Annotated in this window: 19 protein-coding genes; 5 read left to right on the forward strand and 14 right to left on the reverse strand. The window is 70.2% G+C overall.

Features of this window, described 5'->3' with window-relative positions:
* Positions 1-485: 485 nt before the first annotated feature.
* The 13 genes from B124_RS25615 to B124_RS25675 all read right to left on the reverse strand — a co-directional run bounded on the left by B124_RS25615 (position 486) and on the right by B124_RS25675 (position 11859).
* Positions 486-3242 carry a BTAD domain-containing putative transcriptional regulator gene (locus B124_RS25615; RefSeq protein WP_496505312.1) on the reverse strand — a complete coding sequence of 919 codons (2757 nt, stop codon included), beginning with the start codon at positions 3240-3242 and terminating at the stop codon, positions 486-488.
* A 32-nt stretch (positions 3243-3274) separates the two neighbouring features.
* A complete protein-coding gene (locus B124_RS25620) occupies positions 3275-3724 on the reverse strand; it encodes a TadE/TadG family type IV pilus assembly protein (RefSeq protein WP_496505313.1) in 450 nt (149 codons plus the stop codon).
* On the reverse strand, positions 3721-4101 hold the full coding sequence (locus B124_RS25625; RefSeq protein WP_496505333.1) for a TadE/TadG family type IV pilus assembly protein: 381 nt from the start codon (positions 4099-4101) through the stop codon (positions 3721-3723). Before B124_RS25625 ends, B124_RS25620 begins: the two co-directional genes overlap by 4 nt.
* 50 nt (positions 4102-4151) lie before the next feature.
* Positions 4152-4565 (reverse strand): TadE/TadG family type IV pilus assembly protein, encoded by a 414-nt coding sequence (locus B124_RS25630; RefSeq protein ID WP_496505314.1) that lies wholly within the window; start codon positions 4563-4565, stop codon positions 4152-4154.
* A gap of 4 nt (positions 4566-4569) precedes the next feature.
* A complete protein-coding gene (locus tag B124_RS25635) occupies positions 4570-4764 on the reverse strand; it encodes a hypothetical protein (RefSeq protein ID WP_496505315.1) in 195 nt (64 codons plus the stop codon).
* Positions 4765-4802: 38 nt separating this feature from the next.
* Positions 4803-5699, reverse strand: a complete 897-nt coding sequence (locus B124_RS25640; RefSeq protein ID WP_496505316.1) for a type II secretion system F family protein — start codon at positions 5697-5699, stop codon at positions 4803-4805.
* Entirely contained in the window at positions 5696-6607 is a 912-nt protein-coding gene (locus B124_RS25645) for a type II secretion system F family protein (RefSeq protein WP_496505317.1), read from the reverse strand. Before B124_RS25645 ends, B124_RS25640 begins: the two co-directional genes overlap by 4 nt.
* Positions 6604-7956, reverse strand: coding sequence for a TadA family conjugal transfer-associated ATPase (locus tag B124_RS25650; protein ID WP_496505318.1), 1353 nt, complete (start codon positions 7954-7956; stop codon positions 6604-6606). The genes B124_RS25645 and B124_RS25650 overlap by 4 nt, the downstream gene beginning before the upstream one ends.
* Entirely contained in the window at positions 7953-8807 is an 855-nt protein-coding gene (locus B124_RS25655; protein ID WP_496505319.1) for a MinD/ParA family ATP-binding protein, read from the reverse strand. Before B124_RS25655 ends, B124_RS25650 begins: the two co-directional genes overlap by 4 nt.
* On the reverse strand, positions 8804-9358 hold the full coding sequence (locus B124_RS25660; protein ID WP_496505320.1) for an SAF domain-containing protein: 555 nt from the start codon (positions 9356-9358) through the stop codon (positions 8804-8806). Before B124_RS25660 ends, B124_RS25655 begins: the two co-directional genes overlap by 4 nt.
* Positions 9359-9582: 224 nt before the next feature.
* A complete protein-coding gene (locus B124_RS25665) occupies positions 9583-10170 on the reverse strand; it encodes a hypothetical protein (RefSeq protein WP_496505321.1) in 588 nt (195 codons plus the stop codon).
* A gap of 242 nt (positions 10171-10412) precedes the next feature.
* Positions 10413-10982, reverse strand: coding sequence for a hypothetical protein (locus B124_RS25670; RefSeq protein ID WP_496505322.1), 570 nt, complete (start codon positions 10980-10982; stop codon positions 10413-10415).
* Positions 10983-11379: 397 nt separating this feature from the next.
* Positions 11380-11859: an ATP-binding protein gene (locus tag B124_RS25675; RefSeq protein ID WP_496505323.1), complete on the reverse strand. Its 480-nt coding sequence runs from the start codon at positions 11857-11859 to the stop codon at positions 11380-11382.
* A gap of 795 nt (positions 11860-12654) precedes the next feature.
* Between B124_RS25675 and B124_RS25680 the strand changes: the two genes are divergently transcribed.
* Positions 12655-13668 carry an NAD-dependent epimerase/dehydratase family protein gene (locus B124_RS25680; protein ID WP_496505324.1) on the forward strand — a complete coding sequence of 338 codons (1014 nt, stop codon included), beginning with the start codon at positions 12655-12657 and terminating at the stop codon, positions 13666-13668.
* A gap of 55 nt (positions 13669-13723) precedes the next feature.
* Here B124_RS25680 and B124_RS25685 read toward each other — a convergent pair whose 3' ends face one another.
* Positions 13724-15049 carry an NsdA family TPR-like regulatory protein gene (locus tag B124_RS25685; RefSeq protein WP_496505325.1) on the reverse strand — a complete coding sequence of 442 codons (1326 nt, stop codon included), beginning with the start codon at positions 15047-15049 and terminating at the stop codon, positions 13724-13726.
* A 403-nt stretch (positions 15050-15452) separates the two neighbouring features.
* Here B124_RS25685 and B124_RS25690 point away from each other — a divergent pair, with 403 nt between their 5' ends.
* The 4 genes from B124_RS25690 (at position 15453) to B124_RS25705 (ending at position 18579) form a co-directional block, all read left to right on the forward strand.
* Positions 15453-16121, forward strand: coding sequence for a hypothetical protein (locus B124_RS25690; protein ID WP_496505326.1), 669 nt, complete (start codon positions 15453-15455; stop codon positions 16119-16121).
* A gap of 86 nt (positions 16122-16207) precedes the next feature.
* Positions 16208-17044 (forward strand): aspartyl/asparaginyl beta-hydroxylase domain-containing protein, encoded by an 837-nt coding sequence (locus B124_RS25695; protein WP_496505327.1) that lies wholly within the window; start codon positions 16208-16210, stop codon positions 17042-17044.
* Positions 17045-17104: 60 nt separating this feature from the next.
* On the forward strand, positions 17105-18001 hold the full coding sequence (locus B124_RS25700) for a nucleotidyltransferase domain-containing protein (RefSeq protein WP_496505328.1): 897 nt from the start codon (positions 17105-17107) through the stop codon (positions 17999-18001).
* On the forward strand, positions 17998-18579 hold the full coding sequence (locus B124_RS25705) for an SLOG cluster 4 domain-containing protein (RefSeq protein ID WP_496505329.1): 582 nt from the start codon (positions 17998-18000) through the stop codon (positions 18577-18579). The genes B124_RS25700 and B124_RS25705 overlap by 4 nt, the downstream gene beginning before the upstream one ends.
* The last annotated feature ends 340 nt before the right edge of the window (positions 18580-18919 follow it).

Here is an 18919-nt window from a genome sequence, read left to right on the forward strand (position 1 = left end):
GCGGCCCGGCACGGCGGCGGCCCGGCACGGCGGCGGCCCGGCACGGCGGCGGCCCGGCACGGCGGCGGCCCCCGGCTGCGCCGTGGGGGCCGCCGGCTGCGCCGTGGGGGCCGCCTCGACTCGTGGCCGTGGGGGTTGAGCTGGCTCAGGCCAGTCCTGTATGTGGTTGTGAGAAGAGGAATGGACGAATTGGAGGGGGCACGGGGCACGACGGGGTGCCCGGGTGCCGTGGATATGCAGGGGACGCGAGGGGCCGGCGCAGGCTGTGGGCAGATCGGGATGCGTTGCTGCACCGATAATCAGTCGCCCTCGTCCGCCACCGGCTCGCAGTGCGCCTGGCCTGCGCTTTCGGGCGGCGCAGGGGTGTCGCATCCAAGGGCGGACGCGGAAGCGGCGCCGGAGACGACACCGGATGCGACGGGGTGGACGCCAGCAGGCCACCACGCGCCGAGTTCTGAGGTGCGTGTGGGCGGTGAGCTGCGGCTTCACCGGGTCTGGTGCGCGTGGCTCCGGGGTGTGAGGAGCGCCTGGGTGGCCGGCTCGGGTTCGAGGCCGAGGTCGGCGAGGCACCGTGTCAGGCGGGTGTGGACGTGCCGGGCGGCGTCAGGGCGGCCGGCGGCTTGGTAGAGGCGGATGGAGTGCTGGGCGAGGCGTTCGTGGTCGGGATGGATGGTGCCCAGGTGCTCCAGCAGCGCCAGGACGGCGTCCCGTTCGCGTTGCGCGGCCTTGGCGTGTTCGGCTTGGTGAGCCAGGCGGAGGGTCGCGTCGATGGCCTTCATGGCGAGGTGTTCGCGGATGGTGTCGGACCAGAGGTAGTCACTGCCGTGCGCGAAGGGGCCGCGGTAGTGGCCCAGGGCTGCGCTCACGTCAGCCAGGGCCGCGTTGAGGTCCTCATTATCGCCGGAGGCGGGGAATGCTCTTTTCAAGCTTACGTTGAAATCCGTGAGGTCGGTTTCTACGAGTTCGGGGTGGAGTTTGTGGAGTTCTCCTCGGAGGAGGATGAATTCTTGTACGGTGATTCCGGTAGCGGCGCGCAGGGCACGTCTCACGGCGCGGCGCAGGTTCTTCAGGCCGATGTGTTCGCTGCCGGGGGCGAGGTGGAGTTTGTCGGCGATGTCGGAGGCGAGGAGTCCGGTGGGGTGGGCGGCGAGGAGGGCAAGGAATTCGCGGACTTCTCCGCGCAGGTTGGTGCCGATGGGATCCTGGTGGCCGCGGGCGTAGAGGGTGACGGGCCCGAGGACGTTGAGGCGCACGGGCTTGGTCTGCTTCGGCCGCGCGGTTTCGTCCGCGTGCGGGTGCGCCGGCACTGGGTCCGCCTTGGGTGCTGCCGGGGAATCGGGGGGATCGCTGTCGGAGTGCGGGCGCGGGGCGGGAGTGGGGGGATTACGGGGGCGGGCGTGGGGGCGCTGCCCGTTGGCGGTCAGGAGGACGTCGGCCATGTCGCGGCCGGCCTCGGGCGTGAGGTGGAAGAGCCGGAGGGGCTGGGTTTGCTGGCTGTGGCTTTCCGTGGTGACGGTGCCGTCGTCGGTGATGTGCCAGCAGGCGGCGCCGGGCAGCGCTGTGCCCAGGGTGAGGACGATCAGTGTGCCGGGGCTGCTGCGGGCGGCCAGGGCCTGTAGCTGTCCGGTGTGGGCGGCGTCCGGCACGGTGAGCAGGAGGAGAGTCCCCGGGGCGGTCTCCGTGGTGGAGTCGGGGTTTGCCTGTCCGGTTGTCGCGGGTGTGGTGTCCTGCTCGTCGTGGGTGCGGGCGTGGGCGATCAGGTGCTGTTCTGCGGCTCGGACGGCCTCGGCGAGGTCGGTGCTCTGGGTCAGGGCGGTGAACTGGACAGGCAGCCAGGGCAGCAGCGCCGCGGCCACGTCGCGAGGGATGACCGCCGTGACGCGCGAGGGCGCGGGGCGGTGGCGTTCGGCTGCGGTGAGGACGCCGACCAGCAGGGCGCGGGCCGCGTTGTGGGCGCCGGGACCGGTCCAGGCGCAGCCTCCGGGGATGGCCAGCTCGTCGACGGGGACCTCGGTGTCCTGCCGGACACCGATGGTGACCGTGCCTGGGGTGCGGGGTGGCTGGGGCGGGCTGCTGCGGGGAGCCAGAAGGTGGGGATCGGCTGGCGGTAGAGGGCGGGTGGCCGCGTGGGCTGCCTGTGCGGCCTTGTCCACCAGCGGGCTCAGAGCGGGTGGTTCCGTCTCCTGGCCGGGCTCGCGTCTGCGGTGTTGGTGCCAGTGCCAGTAGCGGCGTGCGGCCAGCAGGCCGGCTGCCGTGGTGATGCCGATCAGGCTCGCCTGTCCGAGGCTGATCGCGGCCGGGCGTGCCTGGGTGCCTGCCGGCTGGGCGGTGGTCTCGTTGCGCTGGCCGGACTGCGCAGGAGCGTCGCGCTGTTGCCGGGCAGTGTTCTTGTGCTGGTCGGGGGCTGACTGCGTCGGGGCGGGCTCGGCGGACTTGGCGGGGGGTGTCGGGGTGGGTGAGGGGTGAGGTGGTGGGGTGGTGGCCTGGGCTGCGGGGATGGTCAGGTGCCAGCCGGGCAGGATCAGGTCTGGGTCGGTGAGCTGGGTTCCGTCGCTTTGGACCCGGTCCTTGTTCATCGCGTAGATACGAGGCCACTTGAGCGCATCGCCCAGGTGCGTGTGCGCAATCGTCCACAGGGTGTCGCCCTCGATGACCGTGTACTCGATGGTGCGGGCCGCCTCATCCACACCGGGCCCGGCTGTCGTGGCCGGCTCCAGGGCCATCGCGGACACGGCAGAGGGAGCGGACGGCCGTAGAGGGGATGTGACGAGAGGAGCCGTGGCAGCGGTGTGTGCCCGCACGTCTCCTGTCGAGGGATGGGCGGTGGCCGTATCCGGGCGCCACAGGCCGATCAGGGCGATCACCAGGGTGCCGATGCACAGTGCAGCCAGCGAGCCCTTCACGGACACGGAGGCGACGTGCTCATGGTGCGCGTGCCGGTCGCGCAGCAATTGCGGGAAGTGGGTGGTGTACCAGACGGTCTCGCGGACCACGGTCGCGGCGAAGGCGGCCCAGCACACCCAGCCGACCATCGCCAGGAGGTCGATCATCAAGGGGTCGCTGACCGGCTGAGTCAGTCGCCAGGCGAACTCGCCGGTGGAGGAGGCGTGCTCGGGCCAGGGCAGGCCGGTGGCGTGCCACAGGATCGACGGCATCCCGGCCAGCAGGGCGAGCGTGACGGCCAGGGTGCCGCCGACCGTGATGGCGGCGGTCAGGCGCTGGCGCGCATGTGGAGGGTTCATTGCCGGTTCGCTCTCTACGGGCCGAACGGTCTCTACCGGGCGGCGCGTTCGGCGTGCGCGGTGCCCGTCGCGTGGACGGTGAGGGTGGGCAGGCCGATCAGCCGCAGGATCTGGGTGTGCTGGTGGTGGGTGACGTGGACGGTGACGGCATCGCCCTTGACGGAGGCGGTGGCGCTGTCCCCTGTGGAGGCGACGTATGCGCGGGCCTTTGCTTTGGCCTTTCCGTGTACGAGGCGGACTTCCCCGCCTTGCCGTAGCTGGCCGATGTCGAGTTGCTGGGCGCCGGTGCGGGCGGCTTCCTGCGCCACGTCCAGGGCCCGGGCTTTGCCGGCCAGGGCGAGGCCGCCGTCGACGACGATCCCGGCGAACAGCCACAGTGCGGCGAAGATCCCGACGACGAACGCTGTGACCTGCCCCCGGTCCTCCCCCGCCGCTCGCCGGATGCGCGCGTACGCCGTAGGTGTGCGCGCTGCTGGCTTCACGGCGTGCTCCTGAAGGTGTCGACAACGGAGAAGGCGGTGCCTGTCAGGGGGACGTGGCCGGGCAGCCCGGTGTGGGTGAGGCCGGCCAGGTCGGCGGTGCAGGAGACTCGGGCGGTCACCGTGGCGCCGGGTGCCAGTCCGCCGGTGGTCAGGCGGACGCTTGGGCGGGTGCAGGACGCTCCCGCCTCGCGCAGTGCCGTGCTGGCCGCCTGTTCGGCATGGGTGCGGGCGTCTTTCTCGGTGCGGGCGAGGGAGGCGGCGCGGGCGGCCTGGTGGGCTGCGTCCGCCACGACCAGGCGGGCATCGGCCAGAAGCCCGAAGGCCACCACGACCACAAGCACCAGGACGAGCAGCGGGGTGACGAGCACCAGCTCCACCGCCGCCGAGCCCCGTTGTGCGTCGTCACGGGCCGGGCGCACCTGCCGGGTCACCGCTGGTCTCCGGCGGGGGTGGTGAGGCGTTCGGTGGGGCCGGAGGCCGTGCCGGAGGCGTGCAGCTCCAGGCCCGGGACAGGAAGCACGCGGACCACGGTTCCCTGGACGTGCACGGTGGTCTGGGCGGTGGTGCGCTCGGCGGTCACGGACGGGGCGGCAAGGACCCGGCTGCCCAGCACGGCGAGGCTGCGCCGCGCCTGCGCCCGGCCGCCCGCCGCGGTGCCGTCCTGGGCGCGGGCGGCGGCCAGGCCGCGTTGAGCGGCGTGCTGGGCGATGTGGCGGGCGTGCCAGCCGAGCGCGAACTGCACCACCAGCAGCGTGATCAGCAGCAGCGCCGGGAAGACCAGCACGAGCTGCGTGCTGGCCGCCCCGCGGTCGCCGCGCAGCCTGCGAAGGAGGGTGGTCACGTGCCTATCCCAGGTCGATGCCGTTCGCCTTGGCGGTGACCTTGGCGACGATGATGCCCACCACGGCCAGGCCCAGGACCACCAGCAGGGCGGTGACCACGATGGTCTCAGTGGTGTAGCCGGCGTCCTGGCGGGCGTGGCGGCGCACTTCGGCCAGGTGGGCACGTACCGGGCGGGCCAGGGTGTCGAGTCGGAACATGAGGGGGTGCTCTTTCTCTTGGTCTCGTTGAGCGGTGCTCAGGTGATCGACATGACGTGGGCGAGGGCCGGGTAGCCGATCAGCAGCAAGAACGCGGCGAACAGGCCGACCACGGGCAGCGACATCCGCTCGGTGGCCGCCTGAGCAGCCCCGTCGGCCTCGGAGATCCGGCGTCGCCGCATCGCCCGCGCCTTCGCCGCGAGCGAGCCGCGGACCTTCGCGCCTTCGCTGCCCGCGAGGTTCAGCGTCGAGGCCAGCTCACTCAGATCCGCCACAGACAGTTGCCGTCCGAGATCGCCCAGGTGGGACCAGGGGCTGGTGCGGGTGAGCTGCCCGACGTGCAGAGCGTGCCGCAGTCTCGCCGCCGCCCACCCCTGGGGTGCCGCCACCGCCTGCGCGAGGGCCTGCTGGACCCCGGCGCCGCCCGCGAGCGCGATCACCGTCAGGTCCAGGACGAGGCTGAGGGTATGACGCATCTCGCGCCGCCGCCGCGCAGCCTGCTGACGCACCGACAGGTCGGGGACGAAGAACAGCACGACGGCCAAGACCAGTGCACCGGCCGACGGCATCCACCATCCGGCCTCGATACCCGCCCCCAGGCGCAGCACGAGCACGGCGGCCCACGGGGCGAACAGGCCAGCCATGGCACAGACCGCCTTGCCCGCCAAGTGCTGCTCCTCATCGGTGCCGCACACGGCCAGGTCCGCGCGCAGCGAGGCGGTGGGAAAGCCGAGCGCGCGCACCAGCGGTACGGCGCGCCGGCCCAGCCTCGTGGCCCACTCTGCGTCCGCCCCGCCTGCCGGGGCATCCACAGGGCGGGCGGGCGCGTTGAGAGCGGTGAGGACATCGGCGAGAGCGGGCCTGGGCGGGCGCAGGCCGTAGACGAGGCCGGTCGCTCCGGCGCCGAACAGCGCGCCCAGCAGCATGACGATCACCGCGTGCCTCCCGGTTCTGTGCCCGCCGCGGGACGGGGAGTGGTCGGGGTGATGAGGCGGACTGGCTCCTCAATGCGGCCGATCGCATGGAGGTAGGTGAAGCTCGCGGCGAACAGGGCGCCGACCACCGCGAGCACCGTCTGCCCGGTCAGCGTGTCGAAGGGGTCCAGATAGGGCCGGTTGAAGACCACCAGCCCCACCGCCATGCCCAAGGTGACGAGCACCGTGACCCGAACTCCGGTACGTACACTCGCGCGGCCGGCGTCGATGTGCCGGCGCATGGCGACCTGCTCGCGCACCGACTCCGCCAGCTCACCCAGCAGCGGCGCGAGCTGGCCGGCCTGCTGCTCGGCCGCCATCACCAGCGCGGCCACCACCACATCGGCCAGCGGGTCATCGACGTCCTCGGCAAAGGCCCGCAGCACGGCCGGCAACGGGCGACCCGAGCGGATCGCGGCGGCCAGCTCCCGCAGCTCCGGCTCCAGCGCCGTCGGGGCGATGTCCGAGGTCGCCAGGACCGCCTGCTCCAACCCGGCCGCGGCGGAGAGGGTGTCCCGCAGCATCTCCGTCCACGTCGCCAGCGCCTCCATCCGCTCCGTACGCCGCGCGGCCTGCCGATCCGGACCCAGCAGACCGGGCAGGGTCAGCAGGGCGACCGTGGTCAGCACCGCCGCCACCGGCCACGTCGTCAACGCCCCCACAACCGCCCCGGACACCAGAGAGATCAGCACGCGCCTCGTGGTCCACTGCCGCGGGAGCCGCGCCACCAGAACCTGCCACAGGCCCGGCCGCTCCTCACGCGCCGCACGCCGCACCACGCCGTAACCGACGGCCACCAGCCCGAGACCGAACACCGTCCCGCACACGACCGCGACCACCGTCCAGACGCCAGGGCCCACCACGGTCATGAGGCGGCCCCCCACCACTGGGAGGACGCCTGCGGCGCCTCCCACCCGGCTGCGGCAAGGTCCTGGAAGGTCTCGACGCGCAGGGGCGTCGCCGCGACAGCGCGCCCGTCGGGGCCGGGACGGTAGACCTCGTTGGAGACGATCTGCGCACCGTCCGCGTCGATGACCTCGCGCACCGAGTCGATGACCCGGCGACCCGCCCCGTCCCAGCCCAGATGGACAACAAAGTGAACGGCAGAGGCCACCATCAGGTTCGTCGCCTCCAACGTGAGCCGTTCTGGGGCCTGCGCGGCGTAGGAGGCAAGTTTGGTGAACACCCCGCGAGAGGTGGAGGCGTGGATGGTGGACAGCGAGCCGTCGTTGCCCTGGCTCATCGCGTTGCACATCGGGATGACCTCGGGCCCGCGGATCTCCCCGACGATGACCCGGTCCGGCGACATACGCAGCGCCCACCGCACCAGCTCCGCCTGATCGATGCCGCCCTGCCCCTCGATATTCGGCTCCCGCGCCTGCATGGCCACCACATTCGGATGCGCCACCACATCGACGTCCAAGCCGAGCTCGAAGGTGTCCTCGACCGTCACCAACCGCTCTGCGGGCGGGATCTCGTGGGCGAAGGCCCGCAGCACCGTGGTCTTGCCCACGTTGGTGCCGCCGCCGATCACGATGTTCTTCCGCGCCCGCACCAGCGCCCTCAAAAACGCGGCAAGCTCCTCATCACACACACCCAGCCGCACCAGCTCCGCCATCGAAGCCGCGGGGAAACGGTGGCGGCGTACCGTCACCGACACCCGGCCCGTCACCGCCATCACCGCGAACAACCGCGACCCGTCAGGCAACCGCAAGTTCAACCGGGGCACACCCCGATCGAAACGCCGCTCCTCCCCACCCCCGCGGGCCGCCAAGGTGCGCAGGAGCTTCACCAACTCCTCATCCGACGCGGCCACCGGAGCCTCACGCCGCCACCGGCCTGCCCCGGTCTTCACCCACACCACGTCGCAGCCGTTGACGCAGATGTTCTCGACCGCCTCATCGGCCAGCAACCGCTCCAGACTGCCCGTGCCGAACAACGCGTCCCTGACCGCCTGCGCGACCTCCTCCTCCACCACGACATCGATCACCGGACCGCCCCTGGCGAGAGCCAGACGTCGCTGCTCCCCCAGCTCCTCGGCCAGCAGCATGCCCACGGTGGCGCGCCGCGCCGATTCATCCTCCGCCGGCAGACCCGCCGCCTCACGTTCACCGGCGTACGCGGCCAGCCGGGCGGCCACACGCTGCCGCACCACCTGCGCCAGAGCCAGCTCACCACCCCCGGGCGCCACGGCGGGCGGCATCAACTGCTCGCTCATGATCCGCTCTCCTCGACTCCTGACCCCCGAACCAGGCCCGTAGTGCTCCGGGCCACCATCGGAGCCGCGCTGCCCGCGCTCCCGCTGTCACCATCCGCGGTCCCCGCCCCGGCACCCCCTTCGGGCTGGCCCGCCAGCTGGCGGGCCACGTTCCGGGCTTCGATCATCAACGGCGACGGGCGAAACCCAGCCGTGCGCAACGCCCCGTGCCTGGGACTGCTCATCGCCGTCACGCCCTTGGCATCCCAGGGCAGGAACGACACCCGCTCGACATCGAGAGCCTTGGTGATCTCCTCTGCCCGGTAGGGACACGGTCCGACCACAGCGAGAGCCAGCCGCCCCGCGTACGCACCAGCCTCAAGGCCGTAGGCGGACACATGCGTCAGCGGCTCCGCCCCGCCCCGGGACACCAGCACCACCTGATCTGCAGCCTCCAGCAGCGGCTCCACGTCCTCACCCAGACGCCCGACGTCCACCAGCACCGTGCCCCGGTCACGCTCGTCCCCCAGCAGCACACGCCGCCCGCTCTCACCGGTCAGCAGCCGCACCGCCTCCCGGCACGGGCCACGGCCCGGCACCGCAACCACCGCCCGTACCCCGAAGGGCAGTTCACACGCCGCCCCCAGCAAGGAGCCCGGATACCGCTGCCCTGCTGCCGCCGCGACATCCAGCAGCGAGGGAGCCGACGGCAGGCCGAAGCGGATCATCAGGTCACCGCCGGAGGCATCCGCCTCCACCACCACCGGCCGCACCCCACCATCCGCCTCCGGCCACACCGCAGCCAACGCCAGCGAAGTCGTCGTCACCCCCGGCGCGCCCGACACCGACCCAAGAACGACCAGCCGCCTCACGGAGCCTCACGCCCCTGAGCAGGAAGGACCACAACCCGCGGATTCTCCAACTGCGCCGCCTGCCGCGCCGCCGCGGTCTCCACCACCACCGTCACCACCCGCGGCCCACCCGCAGACTCCGGCTCCGCCACCCCCGTCACCGTCCCCACCACCGCCGACGGCGCCGCCCCCTCTTCGCCCACCGCTGCCACCCCGGCGGGGCCGGGAAGAACCGCAACGCGCTCCCCTTGAGCGAGATCCGGCGGCGCACCTCCCGGCTCGACAGCCAGCGCCACCTCCGAAGACCCCTTCGCCGGAAAAGCAGCGCTGCTGCCCACCTGACTCGGGGCCAGCAACGCCCCGGCCGTCAACGGCACCTTCGCCCGCCGCCCCAGCACCGCGCCCCGATCTTCCAGACGCACCACACCCACGTCCGCCGCAACCTCCACCACACGTAGATCACCGGGCTTCAGCACCCCACCGGCCGGCACATCCCGGGCCAGCACCATGACCTCATCGCGCTCCCCCACCACCTGCGCGACCAGCGTGAACCCGACCGCCGAGACCACCACCGCACCCACCCCGCCCCACACCCACCCCAGCCTCCGCCGCCGCGCCCCCGTCACCACCGGCCGCTGCTCCGGGCCCGACCCGCGCGCCCCAGGCACACGCAACCCGCCACCCTTCACGGCCGAAGAAGGCATGGAGGTACCCATCAACTCACCTCACGATCAAAAGAAACCCAACGTCCATCGCCCGGCCTGGATGCCGTGGCCGGGCCTGCTATTTCACGCCGTCAGCGCGTGACGACTGTCTGCACCTCATCCACCACCAGCTCCCGTTGCGCACCCCTCACCAACCCCGGCACCACCCCGCCCTGGCCACCCCCCTGCCAGTGGACATCCCAGAACACCCGCACCGACACCGTGTACGCCCGGTCCGGCACCGAGACCGACGCCCGCCGGTAGGTGTAACCGCAGTCCGGCGACGACGCCTTCGGGCTGTACACATCCGAATACGGCGTCCCCGGCCCACGGCACACCACCCGACCGCCCTCACCCATCGACCACACCGCCCGCCGCGGACGAGCCACCGCCCTCACCCGCACACCCTCCACCGCCGCCGACGCCGACACCGGCCCCCACCCGGAACGCTCCACCCACATCCACGTCGGCACATGAACAACCTGCACAAAATCCTCAACCGGACTCGTACGAATCACCGGCTCCGGCAACTCCAACCGCTCCACCGCCCGCCGAACGACAACCCCCACCGGAACCTGCCGCCGCCCACGGCCCGATTTCCGCTTATCCGCCTGCTCACCGTCAAAACGCGGCAAAATCCCGAACTCACCCAGTTCGTACTCCCAGCCAGTCGACGTCACCGTCGGCGGCCCCGTAACCTTCCCGCCGTCAGGTTGAGCCTCGCTTCCATGAGGGGCCGACCTGCTCTTCGCCGGACTGCTCGGCTTCCGGGTGACACTCCTCGCCTCGACGTCGCACGCGTCGGGTGCGCACGTCAATCCGGCTCCAATTCCCACCCAATCGTCAGCCGCCGCGTCGTGCGCCGATAGGACTACCGCGATACACACCGCTGCCACGGTCGTCGACAGGGGGGACTCGCGTCTCAGCATGACCCCACCTCATGGATATATAGGCGCTCCACCAGCCAGTCGTCGCCCCGTAGCTGAACCGTCGCATCGATGCGATGGTGGCCGCCGGGTACATCGTTCTCAAGCTCGCCGTCACGGGTGTACTGCAACCAGTCAGAGGAATCAGCACAGTCCCGGATCACCACTCGCGTCGCGTCGCCGCTCTCAACGGTGGGGCTGAGACGGATTTGCCCCTTGGCGACGACATCCTTCCGGCGGGATTCCGTCATCATGTAGCGCAATAGCTCCAACGCCCCTCCCCGGGCGTGAGCTTTCAACCGCGGATGCTCGGCGTCCGGAGTCACCGCAACGGCCATAACATCGTCCCACAAAGCCCGGTAAGCACCGAGCGCCTCCGCATTTTCCCCGCCGGACCGAGGGGAGGCTGCCTTCTCCGTGGACTTCCCCTCAGGCAACAGCCGGACATCGGAAGAATTACCGCTGGCACAGCCTGCCAGCAGCAGAACGGCGGCCATTGCACTCACGACCGGCAGATGCGCATTGACCCACCGTCGCATCACCACAGCTCCCCTCTCCAACACCATCTGCAGGGAGAATACAACACTGAGTAATCGAGCGCGTGGCTGAAGGACGCGCCCCACCTCATCGCCGTACCGTTCATTGACGTCGCTACGTTGCGAAACTCCGCATACCAAAGGCGGTGACTGTCGCTCGAACGAGTGACAGTCACCGCCTTTCAAGGACTCAACCGTAAGTCCAATGATCACCTCCTCCCAATATCCGGAGCGCTACGAGACCCTGAGCTGGCACCCGGAAGCGTCCGAGAGCACACGCCAGGCCGCCTTCTTTCGCGAACCCGCGTCATGCGCGGATCCCCAACTTCGAAGAAACACCCAGAGAATTGGGCGCAGACGCATGTCGCAAGGCTCTGCCTAATGCCCGGTGACACGGTTACGACATCCAAGGCAGCCTTGGATGTCATTACGACGGTACTGACATCCACGCGATCTTCTTCCAGGTGTCACGCCCACTCCCACCGGAAAGGCGGAACCCCCAGGAACCACCCGTTACCGCCTCGACCACGAGCAAGCCCCGCCCCCGCTCAGCGCCCAAGCCCAACACCCTGGGCAGCGGGCAGTCCTCCCGCGCCGCGCCGGCTGCCGCCGCCTGCAGAAACGAAGCCGGAATACACGGGAGTGACACATCCCGGTCATGCACCTCGACGATCAGTTCTCGCTCCGTTTGCCGAAGCCACAGCTCGTACGGGCCGATTGCGTGCTCCACGGCGTTGCCCACCAGCTCCGAAGCGGCCAGAACCGCGTCATCGACGGCCGAACTCTTCACGCCATGGAACGTCAGGGCGTAACGCAGCGACGACCGCGCTGCCGAACCCGCGTATGCCGCACCGTCCCTCCAGCGCAGCAGTAGCGTGCCGCGCAACGGCCGCACCGGGGGCGTCACCGCAGCCCCCCACGCTTCGCATGACGGTGCGTTTTTACGCGACGATGGCGGCCGGTCGGCACCAGCCAGGCGCGCATATCACGCATGACCATAACCGTCGTGACCACACTGGACGAGGTAATAAGGACAAGTGAAGGAAGAAAGATCATGACGCTCCCTGGTGTATATGCGATGGGCACTTCCACCACAACGACACCGTCGCTCTCACGAAGAGCGGAACCCCCTCCGAAAGAGTTTCACCGGAAAAAGCGAAGAGATTGACAGCGCCTCTGCGGCGATTCAAGTCATCCTGCGATCCCCACGTAAACCCCGAGAGGGCAGGCGCCGTAACAGGGCCATTCGACGACCTGACGCCAGCCCCCGTCTGCCGGCAGACAGGCGCGCAGAGCCTGGTGCGCAGTGCCGCACGCTTCCTCGTGGTGCCCCTTGCGCCACTGCGCGTCGGCCTGACGGAAGAGGTAGAGGGCGTGGGTGCGCACCGCACCGCCGTCGAAGGCCCGCCCCGCGGCCTCCAAGGTGTCCTCGGCGTCGCGCGGGCACCCCACGGCTCGGCTGATCCGCCCCACCTCTGCACGGCGTGACGGGCCAGCCTGGGGGGACGTTGCCCATGCGCTGTCGCTGCTCATGCCGTCAGGCGACCAAGCCTTCATGCCGTAGGAGCCCCGGCTTCAGCGGGCGCACGCCCCATTCCTCGTCGAGTTCCCGGACCAACTCCTCACCCGCGTCCGGCTTCCGGCCGGGCTCGTTTCTCGTGTGCGCTCCCACCACCGTCCCTGTGACGGGCAGTATCGGGGTATGAGGATTCTGGTCATGGGCGGTACGTGGTTTCTGGGTCGACGTATCGCCGAGGGGGCGATCGCTCGCGGCTGGTCGGTGACGACGTTCAACCGTGGCCGTTCCGGAAGGGACGTGGACGGTGTCCAGACGGTGCACGGTGACCGGACCGTGTCGGCGGACATCGAGCGGCTGGCCGGTGCCGGTCCCTGGGACGCGGTGATCGACACGTCCAGTGGGGAGTTGGCTCCCCGGGACGTGCTGCTCGCCACCGCCGGCCTGCGGGAACAGGCGGCCCGCTGGGTCCATATCTCGACCGTCTCCGTCTACGCGGACTGGCCTCTCCGCGAGCTGACCGAGGAAGCCCCTCTCCTGGAATGTCCGCCGGACGCCGACGAGACATACGGATTCACCGGCGAGGACGGCAGCCCCACCAAGTACGGCTTCCAGAAGGCCGGCGGGGAGCGCGCCGTGTCGGAAGTCTTCGGTGGGGACAGTGCGTTCATCCGGCCCGGGGTGATCCTTGGCCCGGGGGAGTACGTGGGGCGGCTGCCCTGGTGGCTTGAGCGCGCCAGGCGAGGCGGGGCCGTGCTCGCGCCTGCCCCGGCGAATCGGCGGATCCAGCCCGTCGATGTCCGCGACGTGGCGGAGTTCGCCCTCGACCAGGCGTCTGCCAGCAGCAGCGGGGGGTTCAACGTGGCGCACTCTGAGGGAATCGCCTTCGGGGACTTCCTTGGCGAGTGCCTCGCGGTGACCGGCAACAACGGGCACCTGGTCTGGGTGGACCCCGCGAAGCTCGTCGAGCACGGCGTGAAGCAGTGGACGGAGCTTCCGCTGTGGCGAACTCACGCCGGGGTATGGGCAGTAGATCCCGGTCGTGCCCTGGCCGCCGGGTTGCGGTGCCGACCGGTCGTGGAGACAGTCCGGGACACCTGGCGGTGGTGGGCCGGCAACGGGCGCCCCGTGGACCACCCCAGGTGGGCGGACCACGGGATCGCCGAGGAGAAGGAGGCGAAGATTCTCGCCTCCCTGTGATGTGATCAGCCCTCTCTGTGATCACGTCCTCCCTATGGCCACGTTCTCGTGGTGGTCAGGAATCGAGGGCCAGCAGTCCTGCGTGTGAGCCGAGCCGGTAGGGCGGTGATGCGTGGGTGAACTCGGCGATGCGTTCGCGCAGCTCACGGGGGGCCCGGGCGCCGTGGTAGGCGGGTTTCGACAGGTGGCGGCCGATGCGGGCCGCGCGGACGACGATGCCGGTCTTGCGTTGGTCGGCCGGGATCTCCCACACGGGTGCGAGGGCTTCGGCGGTGCCGTCGACATCGTTGCCCAGGAGGCGTGCCTGGGCCAGGTCCGCCGCCGCGCTTCCCCGCACGTGCGCGGAGCGGGCGCCCGGCGGTTTCTCGTCGAGCAGTGCCAGGGCGCGGCGGGCTGCGGCTTCGGCCTGGGCGGTGTCGCCGATCAGCAGGGCGGTGGTGCTGTGGGACATGGCCAGGCGTTCCGGGGTGAATCCGAACTCTCCGCCCACCTCGTCGTGCAGGTCGTCGAGCCAGCCGTGGGTGGCCTCCTGGGAGCGGTCCATGGCGGTGCGGGCGGCGGCAAGGTTGCCGCAGTGGGCGTGTGCGCGGGCCTGGATGGCGTACAGGCGGCGCTGTGCGACGTCGCCGAGACCGCTGTACGACAAGGCGCGATCGGCCTTCGTGACCGCCTCGTCCGAGTCGCCGGTGTGGTAGGCGATGTAGGCCAGGGTGCCGTCGGCGAAGGCTTGGAGGGGCGTGAACCGTGAGCTCTCGCCGAAGACGGCAGCAGTGCGGGACAGGCTTCGGGCGCTGGGGAAGTAGCCGAGGTCGAACGCCGAGACGGCCAAGAGGGCGGTGACCTGGCCGCTGAGGATCATCAGCAGTTGGAGCTGGACGGGTGCCTGGGTTCGGTCACGCTGGCGGTCGATCTGATGGCGGAGCCGGTCGGCGTCGTCGAAGGCCGACGCGGGTGGCATGGAGTGGTAGGCCCCGGCGAGGGCTGTCACCCGGTCGCGCAGTTCATCGATGGTGGTGTCGGAGATGGATGCTCCTGCTGTCGCGTCGGCGCCGTCGTGGGCTTCATGTGCGGTCATGCGAACACGCTCTTCCAGGTCGTACGCGGGTACCTCGGGATCGACGACCGCCGACGGCGGTGCGAACAAGTCGCCGGCGGAGTGACCGGGGAACATGGCTTCCAGGACAGCGCAGGTGTCGGCGCCGGGAAGGCCCAGAAGCTTGCCGCCCGTCCAACGCCGGAACTGCGTCTCACCGCAGGTCGGGTTGTCGGGGCTGCGGCCGAAGAGCCGCACGCCGGTCGCGTTGAAGCGCTTATCGAACGCGCGGTAGGTCAGCCTCTCGCGATCGCACAGCACCTTGAGCAGCGTCCTCGGTGCGCTCATTGCCGCTCCCAGTCGTCGGTACCGCACAGTGGCGGCACGGGTCTGCGGATCGATCCCGTCCTGGGAAGGGGATACCGCCCGGCAGCAAGACCTCAACAAGGCTCGCCCGGAAGCCACTTCAAAGCTACTGCGAAGCTGTGCGCGTCACCCGGAAGATACGCAGAGGCCACCCTGCAGGGCATGGCGAGGCCACCCGGTCCACGATCACTCTGATCGGCATCGCCCAGACCGCCGTGCGCGGGCGGATGCCTCGTGAACCCCCGTCCCCGCCCGCGCACGGCCCAGACCGGCCTGTCGTCCGACCGCCAGTCCGACTACTGATCGGTGGCTCTCCCATGTCGGACGGCAGGCCCCCTGCCTTCCCTCCCGCCCATCGACGACCCACCTGACAGTGGAGAAGCACATGCCTGTGCGAGCACCCGCAACGCCGAGCGTCATCCCCTACATCACCGCACGTGAAGGGGAGACTGTGGCCCCCGGCACCAGGCTGAGGGCGCTGTCCGCCCACCCGGTGCCGAGACTCGGCTACGCCGGTCGCGAGGTGCCCGCCGACCGGGACCTCTACGGTGTCCTGTGGGCGCGGACCTCGCAGAACCCTGTGGTGAACGGGCAGCGGCAGGGTGCTCCCCGGTGGGTGGCGATGCACCCGATTCGCCAGCGCCACTGCATGCAGCTTCTGCGCTGCCAGGTCGACGGCTGCCCGGCGAGACGGGCTGACGGAACTCGCTTGTTCCTCTTCCGGGGTGATCTTCCGGCGCCCGGCGGCCGTCCTGTCCTGACGTCCAAGCCGCCGGTGTGCCAGCGGCACGCTCCGGTCGCCGCCCGGCTCTGCCCGGTCCTGAGCAGCGACCCGTACGTCATCGTCACGAGGAAGGCCCTTCTGTACGGGGTGTCCGGCGTTCGCTACCGATGCACGGTGCGTGGCCCGGAGCCGGTGGAATCCGACGACCGCCCCATTCCGTACGGCACTTATCCGCACCAGTACTGGATCCTCGCCGCTCAGATGTGGCGCGAACTCCGCGACTACCAGGTCGTGCGGCTCAGCGAGCTGGGCCTCGACCTTCCCGCCTGACGGGCGGGGCCCAACCGGGCGCCCGCCTCCACCCCTTCCACATGCTCCGGGGCAATGGCCTGCGGGGCGAGACCTTGAGGGACACCATGACGGAAACACAAATGGCCACCGCCCTCGCCGAGCAGATCGTCCAACTCGACGAGCTGGACGGTGTGGCAATCGAGCGTATGCGGCATGAGGCGCTGACAGCGCTGGCGCCCTGGAAGGCCGAGTACGGCGAGTACCAGTCCGGAGGCTGGTGGACCACGTCGCTGATGAACGCCTCCGGCAGGGCAGACGACGTGCGCATCGGTGACTGCGCTGCCCGCCCGACCGCTCTGCTGGAGCACATGCCTGCCACCGCAGGACTGCTGGATGCCCTCGGCCTGAACTACATGTGGGTTCGACTCGCCCGGCTGGAGGCGAACGCCTTCCTGTGGGAACACCGCGACTACAACGAACTCGATCAGGTCGAACGCCACCGGCTGCATATTCCGCTGCACACGAACTCCTCCGCGTTCCTGGTCACCGGCGGCATGAAGGTCCATATGGCCCCCGGGCGGATCTGGCGCCTGACCCCGACGTACGCCCACGGGGTGTGCAACCTGCTCGGCCCGGACCGGATCCACCTGATCGCGGACGTGTATGCGGACGACGCATACGCTCGCCTCACCCGGCAGGCGAAGGCACCGGCCGATGCCGAGGCCCTGCCGCAAGCGTCCGAGGCGGACCTTGCCCGGCACCTCGCCACCGCGCGCAGTCTCGCGGAACTCGGCTACAAGGACGCCGCCGAGCAGTCGCTGCTGCGGCTCTTCTACGCCTTCTCCCTGCCCGAAGGCACAGCCTACGACCTGATCGCCGCCCTGCACACCGCACTGGGCGACACCGAGGCGAGAGAGCGCTGGACGGCTGCGAAGTACAAGCTCCTCGCCCTCGCCTCGTGAAACACCACGTGCACGTCGGCACACTCCTCACTCGCTCCCAGCCAGGAAGGACATTCGCACATGCCTACAGCTCTGTCTCCGGCCTCGCCCCAGTTGCGGCTCGCCGAACTCGCCGAGGCGAACCGGCCCACACAGTTGCCGCTGCTGACCCGTATCGCCGAGCTGCTGTCCACGTCCTCGGCGGTGACCCACCTGCTGGTGCGTGGTTCACTCGCCTCAGGTACCGCCGATCGGCTCTCGGACGTGGACTTCGTCGTCGGCGTGCACGACCGGGACCTGCCCGCCTTCACCGCCGCACTGGACGACCTGATGAAGGTCGCGGCAGGAGCCCTGCTGCCCGGATGGCGTGACACCATCGTCGCCGACCTCGGCGGCACCGGGTTCGTCTACCTCGTCCAGGATGAGGGCAAGCTCCAGCAGGTCGACCTCTACCTGACACCCGCCTCCGGCATGACCTCCCTGCAGCAGAAGATCGACGGGATGGTGCTGCTGGACCGACCGCCCACCGAGATCACCACGTCGCAGATCGAACGGGCCGCGATGCATGTAGCCGAGCTGGCAGCCAGGCCGAGGTCATGCACCGAGTTGCTGATCGAGCACCTGGTGCTGGCCGTGCTGCTGCGCAAGCGGATCCAGCGCGGGCAGCGGTTCGTCGCGTACGCGGAGTGGCACATGCTGCACGGCGCAACCAAGGATCTCATCAAGGCGGCCCTCGCGCCGACGTCGCGCTTCTGGGGCTGGTACCAGCTCCGGGAGGAACTCGCACTCACCCCCATCGGCCGGACGTGCCTGGCCGACCTGGAGACAGCGATCGCCTCACCGGCCGTTCCCCAGGCCGCCGATGTCGATGCCGCACTGGACCGGGTCCTGGCGCTCACCGCCCGCGCCTGCCCGAACGCCCTGGACGGCCTGACCGACGGCATCACCGCCTACCGCACTTACCTGGAGCTGACATGAGCACCGAGAAGGGCGCGTACGGGCGGCGAGCAACGGCTGTGTTCTTCGGCGGGGTCGTCCCCGCCTCGCCGGAGGAGGAACAGCTCGCGGAGGACGTCGGGGCGGCCCTGGCAGGAGCCGGGTTCGAGCTGCTGCACGGCGGCTACAACGGGCTCATGCAAGCCGCCGCCCGCGGAGCGGCAGCCAGTGGAGGCGGGGTCACGGCGGTGACCCTCACCGACAAGCACAGGGAGTGGGGCGAGTTTAACCCGCACGTCACCTGCGAGGTCCACCTCCCCGACCTGGGATCCCGCCTCAACCATTACCTGGATGCGGCCGACTTGGTGATCGCGATGGGCGGTGGTGTCGGCACCCTTCACGAGCTGACCGCCGCCATCTACCACGCAGGCAACATCCGCCCCGTGCCCGTCTGGATCACCGGCCCCACCGCCTTGAGGCTGCTGGACTTCCTGCGTCGGGAGAGATGGCTCCTTGAGACCCCCACTCGCCCTCTGGGCTTCCTGACCACGGTCCCGACGGCCTCCGACTTCGCCGCCCGGCTCAACGACCTGACCAGCCGGAAGGAGACCGAAGCATGACGCCCACCGCCACAAGCGCACTGGTGGAGCGGATCGCCGCCACTGCCTGTGTCCAAGCCCCGTTCGCCCTGGCCGACGGTGAGGTGCTGGACTCGTACTTCGACGAGTACAAGATGGCCGCTGACCCGCAACTGCTGCAGGACGTGGTCGGCCTCATGGCGCCCCTGGTCCCCGGGAACGCGGAGGTGCTGGCGGGCGTCGAGCTGGGCGGTGTTCCCCTGACCGTCGCNNTGTCCGCGGTTACCGGCCTGCCGGCTGCGTTCCTGCGGCGGCTGCCCAAGAACTACGGCTCGCGGCGGCAGATCGAAGGCGCCTGTGCCGAAGGACGACGAGTCGTTCT

It is taken from the genome of Streptomyces sp. CNP082, from assembly GCF_059570535.1.

Coding starts and splice junctions, on each gene's coding strand:
- B124_RS25615 (WP_496505312.1), bottom strand. CDS start 3,242: ATGAACCCTCCACATGCGCGCCAGCGCCTGACCGCCGCCATCACGGTC.
- B124_RS25690 (WP_496505326.1), top strand. CDS start 15,453: ATGCCTGTGCGAGCACCCGCAACGCCGAGCGTCATCCCCTACATCACC.
- B124_RS25695 (WP_496505327.1), top strand. CDS start 16,208: ATGACGGAAACACAAATGGCCACCGCCCTCGCCGAGCAGATCGTCCAA.
- B124_RS25685 (WP_496505325.1), bottom strand. CDS start 15,049: ATGAGCGCACCGAGGACGCTGCTCAAGGTGCTGTGCGATCGCGAGAGG.
- B124_RS25645 (WP_496505317.1), bottom strand. CDS start 6,607: ATGACCGTGGTGGGCCCTGGCGTCTGGACGGTGGTCGCGGTCGTGTGC.
- B124_RS25700 (WP_496505328.1), top strand. CDS start 17,105: ATGCCTACAGCTCTGTCTCCGGCCTCGCCCCAGTTGCGGCTCGCCGAA.
- B124_RS25705 (WP_496505329.1), top strand. CDS start 17,998: ATGAGCACCGAGAAGGGCGCGTACGGGCGGCGAGCAACGGCTGTGTTC.
- B124_RS25670 (WP_496505322.1), bottom strand. CDS start 10,982: ATGGTGTTGGAGAGGGGAGCTGTGGTGATGCGACGGTGGGTCAATGCG.
- B124_RS25635 (WP_496505315.1), bottom strand. CDS start 4,764: ATGTTCCGACTCGACACCCTGGCCCGCCCGGTACGTGCCCACCTGGCC.
- B124_RS25650 (WP_496505318.1), bottom strand. CDS start 7,956: ATGAGCGAGCAGTTGATGCCGCCCGCCGTGGCGCCCGGGGGTGGTGAG.
- B124_RS25680 (WP_496505324.1), top strand. CDS start 12,655: ATGAGGATTCTGGTCATGGGCGGTACGTGGTTTCTGGGTCGACGTATC.